The sequence below is a fragment of the Streptomyces sp. NPDC004051 genome (genome assembly GCF_053604275.1).
This window is the reverse complement of sequence record NZ_JBSGHG010000001.1, coordinates 188,942-207,860: the sequence shown is the minus strand read 5'-3', so window position 1 is coordinate 207,860 and position 18,919 is coordinate 188,942. Positions and strand designations below refer to the sequence as shown.

The window sequence follows — 18,919 nt, the reverse complement described above, 5'->3', positions numbered from 1 at the left end:
CATGGGGCACCGCGTACCCACGATGACTGCGGCGGCAGCCGACAGACGGCCGCGATCTCGGTATCCGTGGCCCATGGGAGGGAGGGCCGACCCCGGTCCTGCGGGAACCTCATGGAACAAGCGCGTCGCGGATCGTGTTCCTCCGAAAACATCCCTTTCGCTCGCACCGTCACATCCCGGAAACGAGACTGTTCCCTTCCCTCCGACAATCCCGTTTACGGTGGACACCACGTCCCCAGCCCGGTCACCGTCGCCCGCGAGCCCCACCCCGCCCCGACGAGACGACTGGAGCACCGTGTCCCGCACCACGCCCGCCGTACCCCTCTGGCTCGCCCATGCCCTGCGGGCCCAGCGCGGACCGGTCCCGTGGAGCGCGGTCACGCGGGGAGTGCTGGGCGGCGGGCCCCTGCTGGTCGCCGCCGTCCTCGCCGGGCATCCCACCCTCGGCGTCGTCGCCGCCATCGGCGCCATGTTCGCCGGGATCAACGACCTGCCGGGCAGCCGACGCGCCTCCGTCAGCCGGATCGGAGTGCCCGCGCTCGCCGGGGCGGCCGGGCTCCTCGTCGGGACGTACGCGGGGGACCACCTCCCGGCCGTCCCCCTGACCCTGACCCTGACAGGGTGCGGGCTGGTCGCCGGCGCGGTCAGCGCGCTGAGTCCCACCGGCTCCGCCGCCGGGATCCAGCTGCTCGTCGGGGCCGCCGTCGGCGTCGGAATGCCCCTGCCCGAACCCGGCGGGCAGCGGGCGCTCGCCTACCTCGCCGGAGCCGCGTGGCTGCTCCTGCTGCGGCTGGCGCTGCCCGCTCCGGGGTCCCTCGCGGGAGACTTCCGGTTCGACGGCGAGCGGCATGCCGTGGCCGGTGTGTACGAGGCCGTCGCCGCGCTGCTCGACGCCGCCGGCTCACCCGCCGCCACCGCGCGGCGCGCCGCACTCACCGCCGCCCTCGACCACGCGCAGGACGCGCTCGCCGGACCCCGGCTGCGGCGGTACGCCGGTTCCGCGGCCGAACGGCGACTGCACGCGCAGTACGCCGCCGCGCTGCCGCTGGCGGAGGCCGCGACCGCGCTGGCCTGGGCGGGGGAGGCCGTACCGGCTCGCGCGTCCGAAGGGCCCCGGCGGCTCGCCGCCGCCGTACGCGGCGGTGCCCCCGGCGGGCCGCTGCCCGCACCCTCCCGGTCCGTCCCCGCGCTGCGCGCCCTCGACGACGCCCTCCTGCGCGCCGCCGTGGCCTTCGACCGGGCCGACGGCGGCGACCTGCACACGCGCCGCCGGTCCCGCGCCGCTCTCACCCGTACCCTCCTCGGCACCCGGGGACAGGAGTACGGCCTGCGGGTCGCCCTCTGCTTCGGCGTGAGCGTCGCCGTCGCCCAGGCCCTGTACCACGCCCGTTGGGACGGGCAGCACGCGTACTGGTACTGGCTGCCCGTCACCGCCGTCTTCCTCGTCAAGCCCGACCTCGGACCGCTCGCCTCGCGGGTGCTGAACCGGGCTGCCGGAACCGTGCTCGGGGCGCTCCTGTTCGCCGGGGCCGCCGCCGTGCTGCCCCGGCCGGAAGGGCTCATCGCGCTGGTGGCGGTCAGCGGAGCGCTCATCCCGGTCGCCGCCCGGCACTTCGCCGCGCAGACCACCGTCATCACCGTGCTCGTGCTCGCCCTGGTGATGGTGGGCGGTGAACCGCAGGCCTCCGTGGCACGGATCGGCGAGACGCTGCTGGCCTGCGTCATCGTGCTCGTCGTCGGACACCTGCCGATGCCCGTGCGGCGCGGTGGCGCCATCCGGGTCCGGCTCACGGAAGCGGGGGAGGCCGCGCACGCGTACCTCGCCCATGTGCTGGACGGGTCCGGCGACCGCGCGGCCCGCTGGGTCCTGCGCCGTGAGGCCTACCGCACCCTCGCCGAGGCCCGCGGCGCCATCGCGCTCGCCTCCGCGGAGCTGCCCGCGCTCGCCCGGCACGCCGACGGCGCGGACGAGTTCGCCGCCCTCCTCGAACGGCTCGTCGACACCACCACCGCCTGCGCCGTCCACCTCGACGACACGGGACGGCTCGACGTCCGTCACGCCGAGCAGCTCGCCGAACTCCGGGACGCCCTCGACCGGCGCCGCGAGCGCGTCGGGGTCCGGCTGCCGGAGCTGCCCGTCGCCGGGCGAGCCGATGGCGGGGCGCGGTCCGGGCGGCCGTGAGCGGCCGGTGACTCCCGGGGCACCCGCGCTCGCACGACCGGTGCGAAAGATCTCGGAACCGGGCGGGCGGGTTCCGATGAGTTCCGGAGGCGTCGTCGGTCACCCCTTGCAACGGGACCGTTGTACAGGAGGAACCATGTCGCTTCCGGAGATCGTCTCGCGCGCCGACTGGCGCGCGGCGCGTGAGGAACTGCTGGTCAAGGAGAAGGTCGTCACCCGCGCGCGGGACGCGCTCAACGCCGAGCGGCGCCGGCTGCCCATGGTCGGGATCGACCGGGAGTACGTGTTCGAGGGAGGCGACGGGAAGGCCGGGCTGCTCGATCTCTTCGAGGGGCGGCGGCAGCTCGTCGTGTACCACTTCATGTTCGCGCCGGAGTGGGACGCCGGGTGCCGCAGCTGCTCCGCGTTCCTGGACCAGATCGGGCACCTCGCCCATCTGAAGGCCCGCGACACCACCTTCGCGGCCGTCTCCCGGGCGCCGTACCGGAAGATCCTGCCGTTCAAGGCGCGGATGGGCTGGACGCTGCCCTGGTACTCCTCCTTCCCCGGCGACTTCAACGAGGATTTCGAGGTCACGCTCGAGCGCGCGGGAGAGCTGGTCGAACGGCCCGGCCTCAGCTGCTTCCTGCGGGACGGGGACCGGGTCTTCCACACCTACTCGACCTACGAGCGCGGCCTCGACGGGCTCGGCTCGACCACCACCCTGCTGGACCTCACGGTGCTCGGCCGGCAGGAGGAGTGGGAGGAGCCCAGGGGGCGCGCCTCGGCTTTCGGCGCCCCGGCGGGCAGTGAGCGCATCCGCTATCACGACGAGTACGACGAGCACGACGAGTAGGTCTCAGTAGTGTCACCGGGCGAGGCGTTTTACCTGCCGTCGGCGTTTGACTCCATGAGTGGGACGCCGAACGGAGGCAGCAGGTGGACGGGCGAACGGTACTGGAACGCTTCCCCGCGGGTGGGCCGCGGGGGTCCTGGCCGGCGGAGGAGTTCGCGCGGGAGCGGCGGCTGGAGGGCCTGCCCGCCGAGGTCGTCATGGACCTCGCGACCGACATGTTCCTGGTGATCGTCCGCAGCGGCGACGGCGGCGCCCCGGCGGCCGTGTGAGGCCCGGCGCCTATGCGGTGACCGGGCGGGACCAGCTCGGGGCGGTGTCCGTCAGGCGGCACACCGCCAGGTAGAGCGGTATCGGCGGGGTGTACGGGACCGTGCAGTCGGGGCGGTGGATCAGGTCGGGGAGGCGCGGGGCGTCCGGTACGAGGGCGCCGGTGTCGTAGCGTGCGGGGGCGGGCCACTCCAGGGCGTAGTCGGAGTCGGACGGAACCAGCCACCACCAGTGCGCCTCGTCGGCGTAGACGCACCCCACCCGGGGGAGCCGGGGCAGCACCAGCGGTCCGAAGCGGGCCGGGACCGCCACCGCGTCGCAGCCCATCGGCGCCGTCATCCCCTCGGGGACGGGCAGCCGCCGGGGCGGTACGGCCGGGGTGTGCCGTCCGCGCTGGAGGTGGACCAGCGTGTTCAGGCTCATGGTGCGGGCGTCCGTCACACCCGCCCTCCGTCGCGGCCGTGCCGGCGCGTGGGGACGTACTCGCGCTGATGTGCGTGCGGGGCCGCCGTCGACATCGCGGCTGCCGCGGACCTCGGGGCCACGGCGGCGTGGTGCCGCTGCTGGGCCCCCTCGTCGTTCGAGCCGTCGTTCGAGCCGTCGTCCGAGCCGTCGGCGGGGCCCGGCTTGGGCCGCTCGCCCCAGCCGAGGTCGTTGTACGGCTCGTCGGGAGGGCGCGCCAGGTCCGCCCTGCGGGGCAGCTCGGCCCAGACCAGCAGACCGGGGCCGTGTTCATGGGCGCCCCAGGCGTGGCACACGGCGTCGACGAGGAGCAGGCCCCTGCCGTGCTCGTCCTCCGGCCGCTGCCGGGTGTTCGCCCGGGGCTGGTCGGGGCCGCAGCCCTCGTCCCGCACGGCTATGCGCACCAGGTCGTCACCGTCGTGCAGCTCGCAGACTATGTGGCTGCTGGCCGTGTGCACGATGGCGTTGGTGACGAGCTCGGAGACCACCAGGGCCGCCGTGTCGCAGGTGTCCTCGCTGACCGCCCAGCCGGTCAGCCGGGCCCTCGTCAGACGTCTGGCCTGCGCGGGAGAACCCGGATGGGCGGCCAGTTCGAAACGGAACCGGCGCCGGGCAGCAGCCCCTGCGGCGTCGGCGGCTCCCTGGGCGGGGCCGAGACCGGAGAGGCTCACAGCGGTGTCTGTTCCTAAGGGCGCGGGCGGAATCACGCCTGCCACTATCGCCCCGCCGTGCACACTTGGCAAGCGTCACTCTGAAAAATCCAGAGTGCTGTGTGACGGTCTGGACGGCCGTGGCACACTGCTCGCAACAGCACCCCGCGCGGCGCCAGTTGAGGCTCTCGAGGAAACGTTCGAACGGATGGGCGGATCTTCGAAGGGCTCTCGAATTGGCGCCGCCGGGCTGTCAGGAATCCTTTCGGTGGAATTCGTGGAGTTCGTGGAGGTGGAGCGTGAGTGAACCGCGGTCCGCGCCGACGGTCGGCCAGGTCGTCCTCGGCCGGCGTCTGCTGGATCTGCGGGAAAGCGCCGGCCTCAAGCGGGAGGAGGCCGCCCGCGTCCTGCGCGTCGCCCCCGCCACGATCCGCCGCATGGAGACGGCCGAGGTCGCGCTCAAGATCCCGTACCTCCAGCTGCTGCTGAAGGCGTACGGCGTCTCCGAGGAGGAGACCGACGCCTTCGTCCGGCTCGCCGAGGACGCCAACCGGCCCGGCTGGTGGCAGCGCTTCCACGAGATCCTGCCCGGCTGGTTCTCGATGTACGTCAGCCTGGAGGGCGCGGCCACCCTCATCCGCAGCTACGAGCCCCACTTCGTCCCCGGACTGCTGCAGACCGAGGACTACGCGCGTGCCGTGCTGCGCTCGGGCGCCATCGGGCAGACCAGTCCCGAGGACATCGAGGGTCACGTCGCGCTGCGCATGCAACGGCAGGAACTGCTCGCCCGCGACGACGCGCCCCGGCTGTGGGTCGTCATGGACGAGACGGTGTTGCGCCGCCCGGTCGGCGGCCCGGAGGTGATGCGTGCCCAGGTCGACAGACTTCTCGACGCCACGAAGATGTCCAACGTGACGCTGCAGGTCGCCCCGTTCGCGGGTGGTCCGCACCCCGGCACGTACGGGCCGTTCGTGCTGTTCCGGTTCGGCATGCCCGAACTGCCGGACATGGTCTACAGCGAGTACCTGACCGGCGCCGTCTACCTGGACGCGCGTGCCGAGGTGGCGACCCACCTCGAGGTCATGGACCGCATGGCGGCGCAGGCCGCCACAGCACATCGCACGAAGGTGATCCTCAGGGATCTCCGCAAGGAGTTGTGAATGAACCACCTCACGTCCCTGTCCCTGTCCCTGGCCCTGGGCTCCCCCCTCCCGCCGCCCCGGCCGGGGGGCCGCACCGAGCGGATCTACAACGGCATGCCCGCGCGGGAGCTGGGCAGCGAGGGCTGGCACAAGCCCTGGAGCGGCGGCAACGGCGGCAACTGCCTGGAGGCGATGAAGCTCGACGACGGCCGGATCGCCGTCCGGCAGTCCACCGACCCGGACGGACCGGCGCTCATCTACACCTCGGCCGAGATGACGGCCTTCATCGAGGGAGCCAAAGCGGGAGAGGCGGATTTCCTGCTGTCCTGACGCTTGTTGACTGTTCTACCGTTGCTTCCCGTCCGCCCTCGCCCCCGGCGTTCAGCCGATGTCGCTCGTTCCCCCCGCACTCTGGTTCGACCCTGAAATTGATCACTGACAGTTGCAGACACTTACGGAGTCCGTCATGACCGGGCAGCAGCCCTCCGTCGAGATCGACACGAGCAAGCCGCACACCGCGCGGATGTACGACTGGTACCTCGGCGGGAAGGACAACTACCCGGTCGACGAGGCCATGGGCCGGCAGATGCTCGCCCTCGACCCGAGGGTGCCGGTGATGGCCCGGGTGAACCGCGCCTTCATGCAGCGCGCCACGCGCTGGCTGGCCGGCCAGGGCATACGCCAGTTCCTCGACATCGGCACCGGCATCCCCACCGAGCCCAACCTCCACCAGGTCGCCCAGGAGGTCGCACCCGACGCGCGCGTCGTCTACTGCGACAACGACCCGATCGTGCTGGCCCACGCCGGGGCGCTGCTGCGCGGCACCGACGAGGGGGTGACCGAGTACATCCAGGCCGATGTGCGCGAGCCGGAATCCATCCTGGAGGGCGCGCGGAAGATCCTCGACTTCGACCAGCCGGTCGCGCTCTCCCTCATCGCGCTGCTGCACTTCGTCTCCGACGAGGACGGCGCCCACGAGCTGGTCGGCAGGCTGCTCGCCGAGCTGCCTGCCGGCAGCCACCTGGTGATCTCCCACGCGACCTCCGACTTCACCCCCGAGGAGTCGAAGGCGGCCACCGAGAAGCTCAAGGCCGCGGGTGTCACCCTGGCCCTGCGCTCCCGCGAGGAGTTCACCCGCTTCTTCGACGGCCTCGAACTGGTCGACCCCGGTGTCCAGGTGCCCCACCTGTGGCACCCCGAGCTGGGCGAGCCCGTACCCGGCCAGGACGACGGGGTGATCCCGGGGTACGGGGCGGTGGGGCGCAAGGCGTAGGCCGGGGCGGTTCCCGTCGGCGCGTCATGCCCTCATCGGACGGTCGTACGGGCCGATGGGAGCCGGGAGACGGGTGGTGCCGTCGGTCAGGTGGCGGTCGACGGCCGCCGCCACCGCCCGGCCCTCGGCGATCGCCCACACGATCAGCGACTGCCCACGGGCGGCGTCCCCCGCCGCGAACACGCCCGGCACGTTCGTGGCGAAACCGGCGTCGCGCGCGATCGTGCCGCGCGGCTCCAGCTCCAGACCGAGCCCGCTGACCAGCCCGTCCGCCCGGTCCGGTCCGGAGAAGCCGAGCGCGAGGAGGACCAGACCGGCCGGGAGGACACGTTCGGTGCCCGGTACGGGGCGGCGCTCCGCGTCCACCTCGACCAGGTGCACCGCCCGGACCCGCCCGTCCGCGTCGCCGGTGAGGCGGAGCGCGGAGGCCGCGAACAGCCGCGCGTCGGCGTTCTCGGGGTGCTCGGCGTTCTCGGTTTTCTCGACCACCGCCGGTGCCGTCCGCAGGGCACGGGCCTCCTCGTGCGCGGGGGACGACCGGTAGAGCTTCGGGTACGTCGGCCAGGGCTCGGCCTCCTCGTCGCGGACGGCGCCCGGCCGCTCGTAGATGTCCAGTTGGGTCACGGACGCCGCCCCCTCCCGCACGGCCGTGCCCAGGCAGTCGGCGCCCGTGTCGCCGCCGCCGACGATGACGACGTCCCTGCCCGCGGCGGACAGCGGGGACTTCTCCAGGTCCCCCGCACAGACCCGGTTGGCGAGCGGCAGGTATTCCATGGCCTGGTGAACTCCGGTCAGTTCCCTTCCCGGCACGGCCAGTTCACGCCACGCGGTCGCCCCGGTGGCGATCACCACGGCGTCGTGCCGCGCCCGCAGCCCGGCGGCGTCGACATCGCGCCCGACCGCCGTGGACGTACGGAACACCGTCCCCTCGGCCCGCATCTGCTCGATGCGCCGCTCCAGATGACGCTTCTCCATCTTGAACTCGGGGATGCCGTACCGCATCAACCCGCCGATCCGGTCGTCCCGCTCGTACACGGTGACCGTGTGACCGGCCCGGGTCAGCTGCTGGGCCGCGGCCAGACCGGTGGGACCCGAGCCGACCACCGCCACCGTCCGGCCGGAGAGCCGGTCCGGCGGGACCGGCGCGGCGAAGCCCTCCGCCCAGGCACGGTCGGCGATGGCGCACTCGACGTCCTTGATGGTGACGGCGGGCTGGTTGATGGCCAGCACACAGCCCGCCTCGCAGGGCGCCGGGCAGAGCCTGCCGGTGAACTCGGGGAAGTTGTTCGTGGCGTGCAGCCGCTCCGCCGCGGCCCGCCAGTCCTCGCGCGAGACCAGGTCGTTCCACTCGGGGATCAGATTGCCCAGCGGGCACGCCTCGTGGCAGAAGGGGACACCGCAGTCCATGCAGCGGTCGGCCTGCTGGCTGACGAGGGGCAGCAGCGCGCCGGGGACGTAGACCTCGTCCCAGTCACGGACCCGCTCCTCGATCGGCCTGCGCGGCCGGTCCCGGCGCGGCGTGGTCAGGAAACCCTTGGGATCGGCCATGGCCGTCTTCCTTGCGTACGCGGGTGACGGGCCAGGCGTCGTAGGGCGGCGCTCCTCAGCGGTGGGGCGGCACCCCTGCGGGTGCGCTCTCCCCGGCGCTCTGCTCCTTGGCCACCATACGGCTGCCCCAGCGCGCCCGCAGGGCCTCGGACAGCGCTTTTGCCTCAGTTTTCCGTCATGCGTCCTCTGTCGTCCGTCAGGCGAGGACCAGTACGTAGGACAGCGCGGCCCCCGCCGAGGCGACCGTGCGCACGTGGTTCCACAGCATCCACCCGCGCACGTAGGCGGTCCAGTACGCGCAGGCCTCGGCGGTGTCCGGGGCGAGCCCGGCCAGCACGTCGTTGCGCGGCACGTTCGCGGCGGCGGTGACCCCGAAACCGCCGAACAGATACAGTGCGCTGCCGACCAGCAGCCCGACCGCGCCCTCGTCCGGCCTGCTCACCGCCGTCACCACGGCGACCGCCGCGCACAGCAGTGCCGAGCCGAGGAAGACCAGCATGAAGGGCGCCCGCACCGCGGCCACGTTGACCGACTGCATCGCGGCCACGCCCCGCGCGGGCGGCAGCGCCGCGAGCCCCCTCATCACGAACGTCGAGAAGGCGCAGAAGACCCCCGCCACCAGTCCGGTCCCGAGCGCCCCCGACACCGCCAGCACGGTCAGTGCCGTCGGCATGGAGGATGGTCCCTCGATCACGTCGTCGACTCCTGCCCGTCCGCCGGCCGGGACCCTCTCCCGCCGTCCACCGTCACCACCAGTGAAGCCGGACCCGGGCCCGGCGCCCATGGCCGAGCGTCGCGGAGCCATACGCGGACGTCCAGCGTGCCTCCGGTGAGGAACCAGGGGCAGGGGGCGCCGTCGGCGGCGGACGGCGCATCATGGCCGTGTGCGATGCGAAGCGATCACCTGGGACCGGCTCGGCGACCTCCTCGCCGAGCGCCTGACGACGCTGCGGACGGCCGACGGCAGCCCCTGGCCGCGCGTCGCCCTCGACGGCGCCCCGGCCGGCCGGCCCGGAGACCTCGCCGAACGCGTCGCCGCGTCCCTGCGGGTTCTCGGACGCCCCTCCCTCGTCGTGAGCACGGACGGTTTCCTGCGTCCCGCCTCGGTCCGGCTGGAGCACGGCCGTCAGGACCCGGAGTCCTACTACGACGGCTGGTACGACACCGGCGCCCTCTGGCGTGAGGTCTTCGGCCCCCTCGAACCGGGCGGGAGCGGACGGGTCCTGCCCGACCTGTGGGACCCGGCCACCGACCGCGCCACCCGCAGCCCCCGGGTCCCGCTGCCACCCGGCGGCGCACTGCTGCTGCACGGCCCGCTCCTCCTGCGGCACTGGTTCCCCTTCGACCTGAGCGTCCACGTCTCGCTCTCCCCGGGCGCCCTGCGCCGCCGCACCCCCGAGTCCGGGCACTGGACCCTGCCCGCCTTCGAGCGCTACGAGCAGGAGACCGACCCGGCCGGCACCGCCGACGTCCTGGTGCGCGCCGACGACCCCCGCCACCCGGCCTGGTGCGGTTGAGACGTGGCAGCGGCCGAGACGTCGCGGGGCCGGGCGGAAGTGCGGGGCCCGGGTGGTGCGGCCGACAATGGAGAGCGCCGGTACTCGCGGTGCGCCCCGTGCCGCACCGGCCGTCCGGTATCGGGAGGCACCTCATGACCACCGCCGGAGACATCATGCACCGCGGCGCCCAGTGGATCCCCGCCCACGAGACGCTCGACCGCGCAGCCCAGCTGATGCGCGATCTGAACGTCGGCGCGCTGCCCATCAGTGACGAGAACGAACGGCTCTGCGGCATTCTCACCGACCGCGACATCGTCGTCGGCTGCGTCGCCATGGGCCACGACCCGGCCAGGACCACCGCGGGAGAGATGGCCAAGGGAACACCGCGCTGGATCGAGGCGGACGCCGACGTCAGCGAGGTCCTCCAGGAGATGGAGACGCACCGGATCCGCCGGCTCCCCGTCATCGACGACAAGCGCCTGGTCGGCATGATCAGCGAAGCAGATCTCGCCCGGCACCTGACGGACGATCAGCTCGCCACCTGGGCCGAGAACGTCTACGCCAGGACCGCGACCGGCTGATCCCCCTCTCCGCTCCCCGTCCCGTCCTCCTTCCCCTCTGTTCCTCTGTTCCTCCGTCTCGCCCACCCGGTTCCCGGCTGCGGGCGTGAACGGGCCGGAGCGTCACCCGTGCCGGACAAGCCGGACGAGCCGGGTGACTGGGATGATCGCGGCATGATGCGAACCGACGGGCACCCGCTCGATCACCGGGAGGACGGGGCGGCGGGGCACCTCGACGCCTTCGCCGATCTGTTCGATCCCACCACGTTCCGGCACCTCGAAGCGGTCGGCGTCGGGCCCGGCTGGAACTGCTGGGAGGTCGGCGCCGGCGGAACCTCCGTGGTGACCTGGCTCGCCAAGAAGGTCGGACCGACCGGACGGGTGCTGGTCACCGGCACCGACACCGGTCGGCTCGCCCCGGTCGCCCGCCCGCCGGCGGAGGTACGCACCCACGACATCGGCACGGAGGAGCCGCCGGCGGGCGGTTTCGACCTGGTGCACGTCCGGTTCCCGCTCATCGGCGCGGTACACCGCGAGCGTGCGGTGCGCTCGATGGCCGGGGCCCTGCGTCCCCGCGGGCGTCTGCTGGTCGAGGACACCGACCCCGCCCTGCAGCCCCTGGTCTGCCCGGACGAGTACGGTCCCGAACAGCGGCTGGCGAACCGGCTCCGGCAGGGTCTGCGCAAGCTCCTCGGCGACCGGGGCGCCGACCTCGCCCGTGGCCGCGGACTCCCGCGCCTGCTGCGGGAGTCCGGACTGACCGAGGTGCGGGCCGACGCGTACTTCCCGGTCGCGGCACCGGCCTGTGCGGCGCTGGAGTCCGCCACCATCCGCCTCGTCCGTGACCGGCTCGTCACCGCGGGCATCGCCACGGCCCAGGACATCGACCGCCACCTCGCCAACGTCGCCTCCGGCACCCTGGACCTGGCGACGGCCCCGATGATCTCGGCCTGGGGACGCAAGGCGTAGGCCCGGAGTCGGCCGGAGGCGTCACACGGGTGCAGGTGGGCGGCCGCCCACCTGCCGCACCGCCAGCGCACCCGCCCGGCAGCCCTCCGCCGCCGCGCGTCGTGGACCGGCGCCCGCCACGAGGGCGGTGAGGAACGCGCCGGTGAAGGCGTCACCGGCACCCGTGCTGTCCCGGGGTGTCGTGGCCACGGCGGACACACGGGCGAACACCCGGCCGGACCGGGCCAGCAGCGCACCCTCGGCGCCCTGCTTGGCCACGACCAGGGGAAACCGCCGGCTCAACCGGGCCGCCGCGTCCGCCGTCCCGGACGCCCCGGCGAGCAGACACGCCTCGTCACGGCTCGGCAGCAGGACGTCCACCCCCTCGGCCAGGGCCAGGAAACGGTCCCTGCCCAGCTCGGCGAGGAAACCGGCCGAGGCCGGATCCAGGCTCACCGGCACCCCCCGTGCGCGTGCCGCCTTCAGGGCCACCGCGACGAACGCCCTGCTCGGTTCGGCGAACAGCAGGTACCCCGACAGATGCAGCCGGGCCACCCCGTCCAGCAACGCGTCCGACCAGTCACCGGGTTCGAGCCGCAGCGAGGCGCCGCTGTCGGTCAGGAAGGTCCGCTCGGCCGCCGCACCTTCGTCGACCAGGCAGACCACCGTCCCGGTCGGCGCCCGCGGGTCGACCACCAGCGAGGGGCGCACCCCGCGGGCGAGCAGCTCCCGGGTGTGCCACGTCGCCGAGTCCTCGCCCACCCGACCGAGCAGCCGCACCTCCGCGTCGCCCCGACACGCCGCCCAGCAGGCCACATTGGCCCCCGCGCCACCGGGAACCGTCCGTATCGCCGCCGCCGTGTCCGTACCGGGGGCGAGCGGCCCCCGGTACCGGGCCACCACGTCGGTGATGACGTCACCGACGACCAGCAGCGCGCCACGACGCCCGCCGGCCGGCCCCGCCGTGCGGCCCGCGGCCCCGGCCCCCTCGCCCGGCCGGGGCTCCGTCACGCCCCGGCCCAGGCCGCCGCGACGCGTGCCGCCAGCCGTACGTTGCCCCGGACCGCCGCGAGGTTGGCGGCGAGGGAGGCGCCGTCGGTGCGGCGCACCACGTGGTCGAGCAGGAACGGAGTGACGGCCTGACCGGTGACGCCCTCCGCCTCGCACGCGCGCAGCGCCTCGTCCAGCACCCGCGCGTGCAGCCCCGGATCCAACTGCTCCCCCTCGGGCACCGGGTTGGCCACGACCAGCGCCGACCCGGGCCCACCGAGCGCGTCCTGCGCCCGCATGACCCCGGCCACCTGCTCCGGGGTGTCCAGCCGCCAGTCCACGGGGTGCCCCGAGTCCGACAGATAGAAGCCGGGGAAGCGGTCCGTGCCGTACCCGGCGACCGCGACCCCCAGGGTCTCCAGCCGCTGCAGCGTCGCCGGCACGTCCAGGATCGACTTCACCCCCGCGCACACCACGGTGATCCGGGTCCGCGCGAGGAGCCCCAGGTCGGCCGACTCGTCCTGCGTCACGGTCCACTCGCGGTGCACCCCGCCGAGCCCACCGGTCGCGAAGACCCGTACGCCCGCCAGCGCCGCGAGCAGGGCGGTGGCCGACACCGTGGTGGCGCCGCTCGCGCCGGAGGCCATCGCGAGCGGCAGATCACGATGGCCGAGCTTGCGGAAGCCGTCCTCCCGGGCGACCCGCTCCAACTGCTCCTTGTCCAGGCCGACCCGGGGCCGCCCGTCCAGCACCGCGATCGTGGCGGGTACGGCGCCCTCCTGCCGCACCGCCTCCTCCAGCTCCGCCGCCACCCGGAGGTTGCGCGGCCGGGGCAGCCCGTGCGCGATGATCGTGGACTCCAGGGCCACCACCGGCCGACGCGCGGCGATGGCCTCCCGTACCTCTTCGGACACCGTCAGGGTCACGCGCCGTCTCCCGTCTGTCGCTCCTTCCTCATCCCTGGCGGGCCGGGCGCCGGGACAAACCTCTCGCGCCCCGTCCTGGACGTCACGGAGCCTGGGCACCATGACCGACAGCGCGGCACGTCTCGACCACGTCGTCCTCCGGGTGCGCGACCCGATCGCCGCCGCCGGCTTCTACGAGGAGGCGGTCGGCCCGGAACCGGTCAGGGTCACCGACTTCACCGCCGGCGAGGCGCCCTTCCCCTCGGTACGGGTCAACGAGGAGACCCTCCTCGACCTCATGCCCCTCACCACGGCGGAACGGACGACGGTGCTCCCCGGCGCGGCCGACAGCTCCGGCCACCCCGTCGACCACCTCTGTCTGTCCCTGCCCGCCGACGACTTCGAGGCACTCCGCGGCCGCCTCGAGGAACGCTCCGTACCGGTGACGGACTTCTCGTACGACTCCTTCGGCGCACGCGGCAGGGCCAGGCGCAGCTTCTCCTTCCGCGACCCCGACGGCAACGTGCTCGAGGCACGGCACTACGACTGACGCGGACCGACACGACCGACGCGCCCGCCGGAAGTCAGAAGAGCGGCTCGGGCAGCACACCCTCCAGTGCGAGCAGCCGGCGCTTGGTCTCCACCCCGCCGCCGAACCCGCCGATGCCGCCGTCGCTCTCCACCACCCGGTGGCAGGGCACGACCACCGGCAGCGGATTGGCGCCCATCGCCATGCCGACGGCCTGGGCGCCGCCGGGCCGGCCGGCCCGCCCCGCCAGATCGCCGTACCCGACGACCGTGCCGTACGGAACCCCGGAGGCCAGCTCCCGCAGGACCTCACGGTTGAAGCCCGCCTCCCCCGAGACCAGCGACCAGTCCAGCGGCAGGTCGAAGTCATGGAGCTCGCCCGCGAAGTACGCCTCTACCTGGCGTATCGCCTCGGTCAGCAGCGGGGAGCCGGGGTCCTCGGCGGGCTCGGTGCCGAGCCGGGACGCCAGCCGCTCCAGCGCGGCGTCGCGCACCTCGTCGGTGGCGTGGAACACGACGTTGACCAGGCCCTCATGGGTCGCGGCCAGCAGCAGCGGGCCGATGGCGGTGCCGACGACCGCCCACCCGACCCGCTGCTCGTACCGCCCATGGCTGTCCATGCGCCCCACCGTACGACCCGCCACTGACAACGCCGGGCGCACGAAGGTCCGCGAAGACCCGCGAAGACCCGTGAGGGCACCGTGCGGTGGGCCGTCAGCGGTGGGCCGTCAGCCGTCCACCGCGTCCCGCACCACGTCGGGTTTGTTGCTGATGATCCCGTCGACCCCGAATCCCGCGACCCGCCGGGCCGCCGCCGCGTCGTCCACGGTCCAGGTGAGGACCTCCAGCGGCTTGTCGTGCGGCCCGCGGAAGGCATGGACCGCCGCGACGTAGGCGCCGGACAGCGTGGTGTGCCGGGGGTTGATCTGGTCGGCGAAGTCCGCGTACGCGGGCAGGTCGCTCACCGGGGGCGCACCGATGAAACCGGTCTTCACCCCGGGCTTCAGCTCGTGGACGGTCCGTACGCTGTCGGCGTCGAAGCTCTGCACGACCAGCCGGTCGCTCAGGTGCGCGCGGTCGAGCCAGCCCTCGTTGCTCAGGACCTTCAGGGTCTCCTGCTCGATGCCGGGATACAGCTCCGGGCTCTTGAGCTCCAGCAGCAGCTTCTGGTCGTGCTGCTCCACCCGCCGCACGAACTGCTCCAGCGTCGGCACGCGCGTGCCCGCGTACGCGGGGCCGAACCAGCTGCCCGCGTCGAGGCGGGCGACCTCCGCGGCGGTGAAGTCCTTCACCTTCCACGGCGACCGGCCGGGGAAGACCGTCTCGACGTTCGTGGTGCGCGCCAGGCTGTCGTCGTGCAGGACGACGAGCTCACCGTCCTTGGTGCGCTGGACGTCGTTCTCCACCCAGTCGATGCCGAGTGCGGCGGCCTTGTCGACGGCCGCCAGGGTGTTCTCGGGCGCGTATCCGGAGGCGCCCCGGTGGGCGACCACCACGGGCGGCGCGCCCGCGTCGGCGGCACGCGCGGGCGCGGGGGAGAGGGGGAGCAGGAGAGCGGTGGTTCCCAGGAGCGCGGTGGTCGAGGCGACAACGGCGCGCATGTGCATGCGGACTCCTCGCATCGAGAGGGCGGGTCGTTTCGGGCATGCGGAACACGCCCGCCATTCAAAGCAACACGGACAGTTCAACTCTGACAGCAGAAGGTCAACGCGGGACGGGTACGGGATGACCGCGGATTGAACGGTCTCGCCCCAACTCCGCACACCGGAGCCGCACAAGTGAGGCGAGAACGTGTTTCTTTGCCCGGGCAGTCGTTCGACCATTCCGGTGGCAGTCATACTCTCTGCGTCAACCCTGGCCGCCGAGCGGTCCTGGGAGGGGGTTCACGACACGCGATTCCGGGACGCAAACGGTGGGAAAGGGCAGCCGCGCATGCAGAGCACGGTCGACGGATTCAGCTACGGCATGGTCACACCGGTGGTGGCCTTCCTCATGGCCTGCCTCGGTGGCGCCCTGGGGCTGCGGTGCGCCACCAGGCCCCTCGTCGTGGCCCGGTCCTGGCGCCCCGGCTGGCTCGCCCTGGGCGCGGCGGCCATCGCCTCCGGCATATGGACGATGCACTTCATCGCGATGACGGGCTTCACGATCGAGGGAACGCCCATCCACTACGACCGCGTGACGACGCTCGCCAGCCTGGGCGTCGCCCTCCTCATGGTGGGCATCGGGATCTTCATCGTCGGCTACCGGGGCGCGACCGGGACGCCGCTGTTCACCGGGGGCACCATCACCGGCCTCGGTATCGCCTCCATGCACTACCTGGGCATGGCCGGCATGAGCCTCGACGGAACGCTGGAGTACGACACACTCACCGTCGCCGCGTCCGTGGCCATCGCCATGGTCGCCGCCACCGCCGCCCTGTGGGCGGCCGGACAGGCCAGGGGCTTCCTGTGGAGCGTGGGCGCGAGTCTCGTCATGGGCCTCGCGGTCACCGGCATGCACTACACCGGCATGGCCGCCCTGGAGGTCCACGTCCACGGGACGGCCGCCCCCGCCGAGGGGGAGTCCGCGGCCGCGCTGCTCGCGCCCATGATGCTCGGCCCGCTCGCCCTCCTCGTCCTGGCCGGTGTCGTGGTGATCTTCGACCCGCTGATGATCAGGGGGCGGCCCGGACCGGCCCCCGCCGAGCACCGGCCCGGCGTCCCCGCCCACCACCGGCACCACCACCACTCCTCCGCTCCGCCCCGTCTTCGGCCGCGGGCCCGCGGCCCCGTCGAGCACCGCTCCCGCACCCCGCAGAAACGCTGACCGCAGCCCTCCGCCGGGCCCGGTCGGGACCCGTTGTCAGTGACGGGTCGTACGGTGGGTGACATGCGGCCCGTTTCCCAGATCGAACGCACGGTGGCGCCCTTCGAGGTCGTCAGCCCCTACCAGCCCAGCGGCGACCAGCCGACGGCCATCGCCGACCTCGCCCGGCGCATCGAAGCCGGTGAGAAGGACGTCGTCCTCCTGGGCGCGACCGGCACCGGCAAGTCCGCCACCACCGCGTGGATGATCGAGAAGCTCCAGCGCCCCACCCTGGTGATGGCGCCGAACAAGACGCTGGCCGCCCAGCTGGCCAACGAGTTCCGCGAACTGCTGCCGAACAACGCGGTCGAGTACTTCGTCTCGTACTACGACTACTACCAGCCCGAGGCGTACGTCCCGCAGTCGGACACCTACATCGAGAAGGACTCCTCGATCAACGAGGAGGTCGAGCGGCTGCGCCACTCCGCGACCAACTCCCTGCTCACCCGCCGCGACGTCGTCGTGGTCGCCTCCGTCTCCTGCATCTACGGCCTCGGCACCCCGCAGGAGTACGTCGACCGCATGGTGCCGCTCCGCGTGGGCGAGGAGCTCGACCGGGACGAGCTGCTGCGCCGCTTCGTGGACATCCAGTACACGCGCAACGACCTGGCCTTCACCCGCGGCACCTTCCGCGTCCGCGGCGACACCATCGAGATCTTCCCGGTCTACGAGGAACTCGCCGTCCGCATCGAGATGTTCGGCGACGAGATCGAGGCGCTCTCCACGCTCCACCCGGTCACCGGCGAGATCATCAGCGACGACCAGCAGCTGTACGTCTTCCCCGCCTCCCACTACGTCGCCGGCCCCGAGCGCATGGAGCGGGCCGTGAACGACATCGAGAAGGAACTCACCGGGCGCCTGGCCGAGCTGGAGAAGCAGGGCAAGCTCCTGGAGGCCCAGCGTCTGCGGATGCGCACCACCTACGACCTCGAGATGCTCCGCCAGATCGGCAGCTGCTCCGGCGTCGAGAACTACTCGATGCACTTCGACGGCCGCCTGCCCGGCTCCCCGCCGAACACCCTGATGGACTACTTCCCGGAGGACTTCCTCCTGGTCATCGACGAGTCGCACGTCACCGTGCCGCAGATCGGCGCCATGTACGAGGGGGACGCCTCACGCAAGCGCACCCTCGTCGACCACGGCTTCCGGCTCCCCTCCGCCCTGGACAACCGCCCGCTGAAGTGGGAGGAGTTCCAGGAGCGCATCGGCCAGGCCGTGTACCTGTCGGCCACCCCCGGCCCGTACGAGCTCTCCCGCTCGGACGGAGTCGTCGAGCAGATCATCCGCCCCACCGGCCTGGTCGACCCGGAGGTCGTCGTCAAGCCCACCGAGGGGCAGATCGACGACCTGGTGCACGAGATCCGCGCGCGCGTGGAGAAGGACGAACGCGTCCTGGTCACCACGCTCACCAAGAAGATGGCCGAGGACCTCACCGACTACTTCCTCGAACTCGGCATCCAGGTGCGCTACCTCCACAGCGACGTCGACACCCTGCGCCGGGTCGAGCTGCTGCGGGAGCTGCGCAGCGGCGAGTACGACGTCCTCGTCGGCATCAACCTGCTGCGGGAGGGCCTCGACCTGCCCGAGGTGTCCCTGGTGGCGATCCTCGACGCCGACAAGGAGGGCTTCCTGCGTTCCGGAACCTCCCTGATCCAGACCATCGGCCGGGCCGCGCGCAACGTCTCCGGCCAGGTCCACATGTACGCCGACAAGATCACCCCGGCGATGGAGAGGGCCATCGACGAGACCAACCGCCGCCGGGAGAAGCAGGTCGCCTACAACCAGGCCAACGGCATCGACCCGCAGCCGCTCCGCAAGAAGATCAACGACATCGTCGCGCAGATCGCCCGCGAGGACATCGACACCGAACAACTGCTCGACTCCGGCTACCGCAAGACCAAGAAGGACAGCGGCGCGGCCAAGGCGCCCGTGCCCGCGCTCGGCAAGGGGGCCAAGGGGACCAAGGGCGCGAAGGGCAGGGCCAAGGGCGCCGAGCCGGTGCCCACCGACCGCCCCGCGGCCGAACTCACCGAACAGATCGAGGAGCTGACCGCGCGGATGCGGGCGGCCGCCGCCGACCTCCAGTTCGAGATCGCGGCCCGGCTGCGCGACGAGGTGTCCGAGATGAAGAAGGAACTGCGCCAGATGCGCGAGGCCGGCCTGTCCTGACGGCGCCGCGCACCGGCGCCGGGCCGGGCGGTTCTCCACCCCGTACGGACTGTGTTGCAAGACCGACACAAAGTACGGACCGGGGTACGTCACCGTCAGTGCCCCTGCGTAGGGTTC

20 protein-coding genes are annotated in these 18,919 nt (G+C 72.8%); 12 read left to right on the top strand and 8 right to left on the bottom strand.

Annotated features, from left to right (window positions below):
• Positions 1–295: 295 nt before the first annotated feature.
• From ACWEQO_RS00990 to ACWEQO_RS00980, 3 genes are all read left to right on the top strand, one after another.
• Positions 296–2,182 carry an FUSC family protein gene (locus tag ACWEQO_RS00990; RefSeq protein ID WP_452977480.1) on the top strand — a complete coding sequence of 629 codons (1,887 nt, stop codon included), beginning with the start codon at positions 296–298 and terminating at the stop codon, positions 2,180–2,182.
• A gap of 136 nt (positions 2,183–2,318) precedes the next feature.
• Positions 2,319–3,017, top strand: a complete 699-nt coding sequence (locus ACWEQO_RS00985; RefSeq protein ID WP_452977477.1) for a DUF899 domain-containing protein — start codon at positions 2,319–2,321, stop codon at positions 3,015–3,017.
• A gap of 83 nt (positions 3,018–3,100) precedes the next feature.
• Positions 3,101–3,286: a hypothetical protein gene (locus ACWEQO_RS00980; protein ID WP_361450808.1), complete on the top strand. Its 186-nt coding sequence runs from the start codon at positions 3,101–3,103 to the stop codon at positions 3,284–3,286.
• Positions 3,287–3,296: 10 nt separating this feature from the next.
• On the opposite strand, the gene ACWEQO_RS00975 is transcribed toward ACWEQO_RS00980, so the two are convergent.
• Both ACWEQO_RS00975 and ACWEQO_RS00970 read right to left on the bottom strand, forming a co-directional pair.
• On the bottom strand, positions 3,297–3,707 hold the full coding sequence (locus ACWEQO_RS00975) for a hypothetical protein (protein WP_361450899.1): 411 nt from the start codon (positions 3,705–3,707) through the stop codon (positions 3,297–3,299).
• 14 nt (positions 3,708–3,721) lie between these two features.
• Positions 3,722–4,489: an ATP-binding protein gene (locus ACWEQO_RS00970; RefSeq protein ID WP_452977474.1), complete on the bottom strand. Its 768-nt coding sequence runs from the start codon at positions 4,487–4,489 to the stop codon at positions 3,722–3,724.
• A gap of 206 nt (positions 4,490–4,695) precedes the next feature.
• Between ACWEQO_RS00970 and ACWEQO_RS00965 the strand changes: the two genes are divergently transcribed.
• From ACWEQO_RS00965 to ACWEQO_RS00955, 3 genes are all read left to right on the top strand, one after another.
• Positions 4,696–5,556, top strand: a complete 861-nt coding sequence (locus ACWEQO_RS00965; RefSeq protein ID WP_361450814.1) for a helix-turn-helix domain-containing protein — start codon at positions 4,696–4,698, stop codon at positions 5,554–5,556.
• Between the two features lie 96 nt (positions 5,557–5,652).
• Positions 5,653–5,868, top strand: coding sequence for a DUF397 domain-containing protein (locus ACWEQO_RS00960; RefSeq protein ID WP_095534118.1), 216 nt, complete (start codon positions 5,653–5,655; stop codon positions 5,866–5,868).
• Between the two features lie 136 nt (positions 5,869–6,004).
• A complete protein-coding gene (locus ACWEQO_RS00955) occupies positions 6,005–6,811 on the top strand; it encodes an SAM-dependent methyltransferase (RefSeq protein WP_361450817.1) in 807 nt (268 codons plus the stop codon).
• Positions 6,812–6,835: 24 nt separating this feature from the next.
• Here ACWEQO_RS00955 and ACWEQO_RS00950 read toward each other — a convergent pair whose 3' ends face one another.
• Together ACWEQO_RS00950 and ACWEQO_RS00945 are read right to left on the bottom strand one after the other, a co-directional pair.
• Positions 6,836–8,359, bottom strand: coding sequence for a glutamate synthase subunit beta (locus tag ACWEQO_RS00950; RefSeq protein ID WP_452977470.1), 1,524 nt, complete (start codon positions 8,357–8,359; stop codon positions 6,836–6,838).
• A gap of 196 nt (positions 8,360–8,555) precedes the next feature.
• Positions 8,556–9,053: an anthrone oxygenase family protein gene (locus ACWEQO_RS00945; RefSeq protein WP_452977467.1), complete on the bottom strand. Its 498-nt coding sequence runs from the start codon at positions 9,051–9,053 to the stop codon at positions 8,556–8,558.
• A 190-nt stretch (positions 9,054–9,243) separates the two neighbouring features.
• Here ACWEQO_RS00945 and ACWEQO_RS00940 point away from each other — a divergent pair, with 190 nt between their 5' ends.
• The 3 genes from ACWEQO_RS00940 (at position 9,244) to ACWEQO_RS00930 (ending at position 11,387) form a co-directional block, all read left to right on the top strand.
• The gene (locus ACWEQO_RS00940; RefSeq protein WP_452977464.1) at positions 9,244–9,876 is read left to right on the top strand and encodes a uridine kinase; all 633 of its coding nucleotides are present in this window, start codon (positions 9,244–9,246) and stop codon (positions 9,874–9,876) included.
• 134 nt (positions 9,877–10,010) lie between these two features.
• A complete protein-coding gene (locus tag ACWEQO_RS00935) occupies positions 10,011–10,439 on the top strand; it encodes a CBS domain-containing protein (RefSeq protein WP_202278695.1) in 429 nt (142 codons plus the stop codon).
• Between the two features lie 153 nt (positions 10,440–10,592).
• Positions 10,593–11,387, top strand: coding sequence for an SAM-dependent methyltransferase (locus ACWEQO_RS00930; protein ID WP_452977461.1), 795 nt, complete (start codon positions 10,593–10,595; stop codon positions 11,385–11,387).
• A 21-nt stretch (positions 11,388–11,408) separates the two neighbouring features.
• Here ACWEQO_RS00930 and ACWEQO_RS00925 read toward each other — a convergent pair whose 3' ends face one another.
• Positions 11,409–12,377 (bottom strand): carbohydrate kinase family protein, encoded by a 969-nt coding sequence (locus ACWEQO_RS00925; RefSeq protein WP_452977458.1) that lies wholly within the window; start codon positions 12,375–12,377, stop codon positions 11,409–11,411.
• Positions 12,374–13,282, bottom strand: coding sequence for a pseudouridine-5'-phosphate glycosidase (locus ACWEQO_RS00920; RefSeq protein WP_452977456.1), 909 nt, complete (start codon positions 13,280–13,282; stop codon positions 12,374–12,376). Before ACWEQO_RS00920 ends, ACWEQO_RS00925 begins: the two co-directional genes overlap by 4 nt.
• A gap of 100 nt (positions 13,283–13,382) precedes the next feature.
• Between ACWEQO_RS00920 and ACWEQO_RS00915 the strand changes: the two genes are divergently transcribed.
• Positions 13,383–13,811 carry a VOC family protein gene (locus ACWEQO_RS00915; protein WP_452977454.1) on the top strand — a complete coding sequence of 143 codons (429 nt, stop codon included), beginning with the start codon at positions 13,383–13,385 and terminating at the stop codon, positions 13,809–13,811.
• A 34-nt stretch (positions 13,812–13,845) separates the two neighbouring features.
• Here ACWEQO_RS00915 and ACWEQO_RS00910 read toward each other — a convergent pair whose 3' ends face one another.
• Together ACWEQO_RS00910 and ACWEQO_RS00905 are read right to left on the bottom strand one after the other, a co-directional pair.
• Positions 13,846–14,409: a methylated-DNA--[protein]-cysteine S-methyltransferase gene (locus ACWEQO_RS00910; protein ID WP_452977451.1), complete on the bottom strand. Its 564-nt coding sequence runs from the start codon at positions 14,407–14,409 to the stop codon at positions 13,846–13,848.
• 108 nt (positions 14,410–14,517) lie between these two features.
• Positions 14,518–15,396, bottom strand: a complete 879-nt coding sequence (locus ACWEQO_RS00905; RefSeq protein WP_452977448.1) for a glycerophosphodiester phosphodiesterase — start codon at positions 15,394–15,396, stop codon at positions 14,518–14,520.
• Positions 15,397–15,721: 325 nt separating this feature from the next.
• Here ACWEQO_RS00905 and ACWEQO_RS00900 point away from each other — a divergent pair, with 325 nt between their 5' ends.
• Positions 15,722–16,594, top strand: a complete 873-nt coding sequence (locus tag ACWEQO_RS00900) for an MHYT domain-containing protein (protein ID WP_452977446.1) — start codon at positions 15,722–15,724, stop codon at positions 16,592–16,594.
• Between the two features lie 63 nt (positions 16,595–16,657).
• Positions 16,658–18,802, top strand: coding sequence for an excinuclease ABC subunit UvrB (uvrB, locus tag ACWEQO_RS00895; protein ID WP_452977443.1), 2,145 nt, complete (start codon positions 16,658–16,660; stop codon positions 18,800–18,802).
• Positions 18,803–18,919 lie beyond the last annotated feature (117 nt).

Coding starts and splice junctions, on each gene's coding strand:
- ACWEQO_RS00930 (WP_452977461.1), top strand. CDS start 10,593: ATGATGCGAACCGACGGGCACCCGCTCGATCACCGGGAGGACGGGGCG.
- ACWEQO_RS00900 (WP_452977446.1), top strand. CDS start 15,722: ATGCAGAGCACGGTCGACGGATTCAGCTACGGCATGGTCACACCGGTG.
- ACWEQO_RS00975 (WP_361450899.1), bottom strand. CDS start 3,707: ATGAGCCTGAACACGCTGGTCCACCTCCAGCGCGGACGGCACACCCCG.
- ACWEQO_RS00960 (WP_095534118.1), top strand. CDS start 5,653: ATGCCCGCGCGGGAGCTGGGCAGCGAGGGCTGGCACAAGCCCTGGAGC.
- uvrB (WP_452977443.1), top strand. CDS start 16,658: ATGCGGCCCGTTTCCCAGATCGAACGCACGGTGGCGCCCTTCGAGGTC.
- ACWEQO_RS00915 (WP_452977454.1), top strand. CDS start 13,383: ATGACCGACAGCGCGGCACGTCTCGACCACGTCGTCCTCCGGGTGCGC.
- ACWEQO_RS00935 (WP_202278695.1), top strand. CDS start 10,011: ATGACCACCGCCGGAGACATCATGCACCGCGGCGCCCAGTGGATCCCC.
- ACWEQO_RS00950 (WP_452977470.1), bottom strand. CDS start 8,359: ATGGCCGATCCCAAGGGTTTCCTGACCACGCCGCGCCGGGACCGGCCG.
- ACWEQO_RS00985 (WP_452977477.1), top strand. CDS start 2,319: ATGTCGCTTCCGGAGATCGTCTCGCGCGCCGACTGGCGCGCGGCGCGT.
- ACWEQO_RS00955 (WP_361450817.1), top strand. CDS start 6,005: ATGACCGGGCAGCAGCCCTCCGTCGAGATCGACACGAGCAAGCCGCAC.
- ACWEQO_RS00905 (WP_452977448.1), bottom strand. CDS start 15,396: ATGCACATGCGCGCCGTTGTCGCCTCGACCACCGCGCTCCTGGGAACC.
- ACWEQO_RS00910 (WP_452977451.1), bottom strand. CDS start 14,409: ATGGACAGCCATGGGCGGTACGAGCAGCGGGTCGGGTGGGCGGTCGTC.